General features: G+C 43.6%; 5 protein-coding genes and 1 pseudogene. 2 read left to right on the plus strand and 4 right to left on the minus strand.

Annotated elements, in window-relative coordinates; all coding sequences use genetic code 11:
* Together B4K20_RS09935 and B4K20_RS09940 are read right to left on the minus strand one after the other, a co-directional pair.
* A pseudogene (locus tag B4K20_RS09935) lies at positions 1 to 551 on the minus strand (oxaloacetate decarboxylase); the annotation flags it as partial.
* A gap of 43 nt (positions 552 to 594) precedes the next feature.
* On the minus strand, positions 595 to 876 hold the full coding sequence (locus B4K20_RS09940) for an OadG family protein (RefSeq protein WP_286304488.1): 282 nt from the start codon (positions 874 to 876) through the stop codon (positions 595 to 597).
* Positions 877 to 1,127: 251 nt separating this feature from the next.
* Between B4K20_RS09940 and B4K20_RS09945 the strand changes: the two genes are divergently transcribed.
* The gene (locus B4K20_RS09945) at positions 1,128 to 2,504 is read left to right on the plus strand and encodes a ribonuclease J (RefSeq protein ID WP_289282764.1); all 1,377 of its coding nucleotides are present in this window, start codon (positions 1,128 to 1,130) and stop codon (positions 2,502 to 2,504) included.
* Between the two features lie 33 nt (positions 2,505 to 2,537).
* Positions 2,538 to 2,960: a PilZ domain-containing protein gene (locus tag B4K20_RS09950; protein ID WP_289282765.1), complete on the plus strand. Its 423-nt coding sequence runs from the start codon at positions 2,538 to 2,540 to the stop codon at positions 2,958 to 2,960.
* Positions 2,961 to 2,965: 5 nt separating this feature from the next.
* Here B4K20_RS09950 and B4K20_RS09955 read toward each other — a convergent pair whose 3' ends face one another.
* Positions 2,966 to 3,181, minus strand: a complete 216-nt coding sequence (locus B4K20_RS09955) for a hypothetical protein (protein WP_289282766.1) — start codon at positions 3,179 to 3,181, stop codon at positions 2,966 to 2,968.
* 61 nt (positions 3,182 to 3,242) lie between these two features.
* Complete coding sequence (locus B4K20_RS09960; protein WP_286304491.1) at positions 3,243 to 3,668, minus strand: gamma-glutamylcyclotransferase family protein; 426 nt, start codon at positions 3,666 to 3,668, stop codon at positions 3,243 to 3,245.
* Positions 3,669 to 3,833: the final 165 nt, after the last annotated feature.

The following is a 3,833-nucleotide window of genomic DNA, read 5'->3' on the forward strand; positions in this document are numbered from 1 at the left end:
AGCAAACCAGCCATATCTTTAATACATAAAGAGTGGGCACCCATGTCTTCAATACGTTTAGCCATGTCTAACCACAAATTTAGATCATGAACCGGACTGATGGTGTAAGCGATAGTACCTTGAGCATGACGGTCATTTTCCAGCACAGCTTTGATGGCTGTTTCCAGGTTACGCGGATCGTTCATCGCATCAAACACGCGGAACACGTCAACGCCATTGATCGCCGCTCTTTCGACAAACTTTTTAACGACATCATCCGCATAGTGACGATAGCCTAATAAATTCTGACCACGTAGCAGCATTTGCTGACGAGTATTAGGCATGGCTTCTTTCAGTGAACGAATGCGATGCCAAGGATCTTCACCAAGATAACGAATGCAGGCATCAAAAGTGGCACCACCCCAGCTTTCTACTGACCAGAAGCCGATTTGGTCAAGCTTATCAGCGATGGGTAACATATCATCGAGTCTAAGACGTGTTGCAAAGAGTGATTGGTGGGCGTCACGTAAAACGACATCTGTGATGCCTAGAGGTTTTTTTACTTCGGTCATATTCATGGCCTTTTAATTGGTTCGAAATAGCCTAAATCTGGGGTTATTTGTGGCGTGAACGAAATTTGTGTACTGCCGCTGAGAGCACAGTAATGAGGTTTTTGTCATCATTAGCATGTTGGGATTGATTCATCGCCGGACTGATGACGGCCGTAGGTGAGGAAATACCTTCTTCGGGTAAGACCCCTACATTTTTTTCGTAACTGGTGATAATGCGTGACATGATGGTGGTGGCAAACACCAGCAAAGTCAGAAATATAAAGACGAAGCTCATGCCGATAAGCATCAGGTTTAAACCTTCTGTCATTAAGTTTGATGTTGTCATTATTATGGTCTCTCTCCATTGGTTTTCTTAGGTCATTAAATCAATGACTTACAAAAAAGCAGCCGGCAATTATACCATTGTTGAACCTCGAACGAATCACTGAGCCGGAACTCCTTATTTTTAAAAGAGTAATAGTAAAAAATACGATTCTGTTGTAACCGTAATCGATTCAGAATGCGTATGATATTTTCCTATCTGACAAAACCCTGCCAAACTAACTGTAAACGATAGCAAGCTACAAAAGGACACGTATGACACCTGATGAGTCTGACTTCTGGTTTTTGCCACTGGGAGGAACCGGCGAAATAGGCATGAACCTGAACCTTTATGGTCATGATGGCCGTTGGTTAATGGTGGACTGTGGGGTGACGTTTGAGGCAAAAACAGATATTGACGGTGAACCAGTAGAAGGTGCTCAAGCCCATGTGCAGATGGCTGATCCACAATTTATTGTCGATCGAAAAGAACAACTGGATGGTCTGGTCATCACCCATGCTCATGAAGACCACATCGGTGCTGTTCCTTATTTGTGGGAACGGTTTCGTTGTCCTATCTATACCACAGCTTATACGGCAGAAATTCTGCGCAGAAAACTGGCTGAAGCCGGGTTAATCAAAAAAGTGAAAGTCCATGTGGTTGAGGCACATGCATCAAGACAAATAGGGGTCTTTAATGTGCAGTGGATCCAGCTAACACATTCCATTCCTGATCCGTTTGCTTTATTGATCACCACCCCTGTTGGTAAAGCGTTTCATACCGCTGACTGGAAGCTTGATTCCGCACCGGTGGTGGGCGAACCCTATAAAGAAGAAGATTATGCGCGGTTGGCTGAGCTGGGCGTTGATGCGATGGTGTGTGATTCGACCAATGCTAATGTACCTGGTTGGTCAACATCTGAAGCAACGTTGTACAAAGGCCTGAAACATCATGTAGAACAGGCAAAAGGGCGGGTTGTAGTCACCTGCTTTGGCAGCAATATTGCCCGTTTACGAACGGTAGCAGATATTGCTAAAGAAACGGGAAGACACCTCGGCTTATTAGGTCGCTCGCTATTAAACACGTATTCAGCAGCCAAACGTGTGGGTCTATGGAATGGCATTGAAACCTTTGTCGACCCGCATCATTTAGGTTTTTTGCCGCGCGATACTGTTCTATTAGTTGCAACGGGAAGTCAGGGCGAACCCAGAACAGCGTTAAACCGACTCAGTCAGAACAGTTTCCGTGATATTGAATTAGAAGCCGGGGATACGGTAATTTTCAGTTCCAAAGTGATTCCTGGTAATGAATTACCGATTGAAGCATTAATTGAACGGCTCAAGGCCATGCAGGTGGATGTGATTACGGAGGATAACAGCCGACTGGAAATTCATGCTTCAGGTCATCCGGCAATGGAAGAGTTGAAAGCCATGTATCGCTGGGTTAGACCCGCTTGTGCTATTCCTGTTCATGGGGAGTTTCAACACCTTAGAGCCAATGCCAGACTGGCAAAGTCAGTGGGGGTGCCCGAGCAACTTGAAGGGAAAAATGGTGATTTATATTACATAGCACCTGTCAAAGGAATACGACGTGGGGCTGTGAAAACAGGCCGCTTGGGTCTTGTTCAGGATAAACTGAAAAAATTGTTTTAAAAATGTGCTGAAAAGGATTGAAAGTTTTTTGAAATGATAGAAGAAATCAGACGGTTTATCCGTCACCCCAGTAGTGTGCCTATTCAGGTTAAGCGAGGCGAAGAGAAAAAACAGGTACCTTTGAAAGATGTCAGCAAGGGAGGTCTATGTTTTCGTTCACAAGTGACGCTTGCTACAGGCAATGTCGTTGAAGTAAATATTCTCACCTCAAAACCCACCTTTACTGCAAAAGGCATAGTGAGTTGGTGTAAACCGGAAGGAGATGAGTATCTGGTGGGTATTTCATTTCAGAATAAAGCCGTCCGATATGCTCTCAGGATGGTCGAACAAATTTGTTATATAGAAGATTATAAAAAGCGCATCAAAGCTAAAACAGGACGTCAACTGACAAGTGACGAGGCAGCACAGGAATGGATTCAAAAATATGCGGCGGATTTTCCACCTTTATCTGATTAATGCTGCTAGGCTTTTGCTTCAAACCTGTGTGCTCTACGGTCTGAAGAAACGCGGCGTTCTATGAATGGTTTTTGATTACGTTTTCTACGATCATAACGTTGGCGACGATCTGCATCGTTGGTCAGTTTCGCTTCCTGTGCAGCAGGGCGAGCGGGCTCGACCTGTGATGGTGGGCTAATGGTGATCATCGCATTGTGATAAAGCTTAGGTATTTCGTTCATTGTCTATGAAAAGTCAATTTATATACTTAACTATCGGAATACTTTGAAAAAGCTTTAGATATTATTTGCCATCAGAAAAGTGCATATTGAATTGTCCATCACTGATTCGCTGTTTATTCTCAACAGGGTATTGGTAAAGGTAAGCCCAAGCGGTCGATATTTTGAGAGTGCTATTTATAGTTTGAACCGTCACCTGCTGACGTTGATACTCATGTGGTTCAGGAAAAGCAGAAGAACATTCTTCATAATCATCGAGCTGATTCAGTAGCCAGCCAGTTGAAGACAACTTATATAAATCACCGTATACGATGTCGTGTTCATTATTAGATAAAATGGCACCAGGATAATAGTCAATGAGATAGAGTTGTGCTTGCAGAGTGGCACGACAGATGAACTCGCTGTGTTCTGCAAGTAACTTTGCCATGGGATGATGTGTATCTTTCATCAATGTACCGTATACGAATAACAGTTCACTTTGTTCGGTCATTACTTTAAAAATACTCTTTATTTATATGAAAAATATAACAAATAGGTGTTAAGTTGAGCAGTAAGTTAAAGGTCGGTCTTGCTTTGGGTAGCGGCGCTGCACGTGGTTGGGCGCACATCGGTATTATCAAGCAACTGGACAAACTTGGCATCACTCCAGACATTG

The sequence above is a fragment of the Methylophaga sp. UBA5088 genome, assembly GCF_002414625.1.
GTDB classification, from domain to species: Bacteria; Pseudomonadota; Gammaproteobacteria; order Nitrosococcales; family Methylophagaceae; genus Methylophaga; species Methylophaga marina.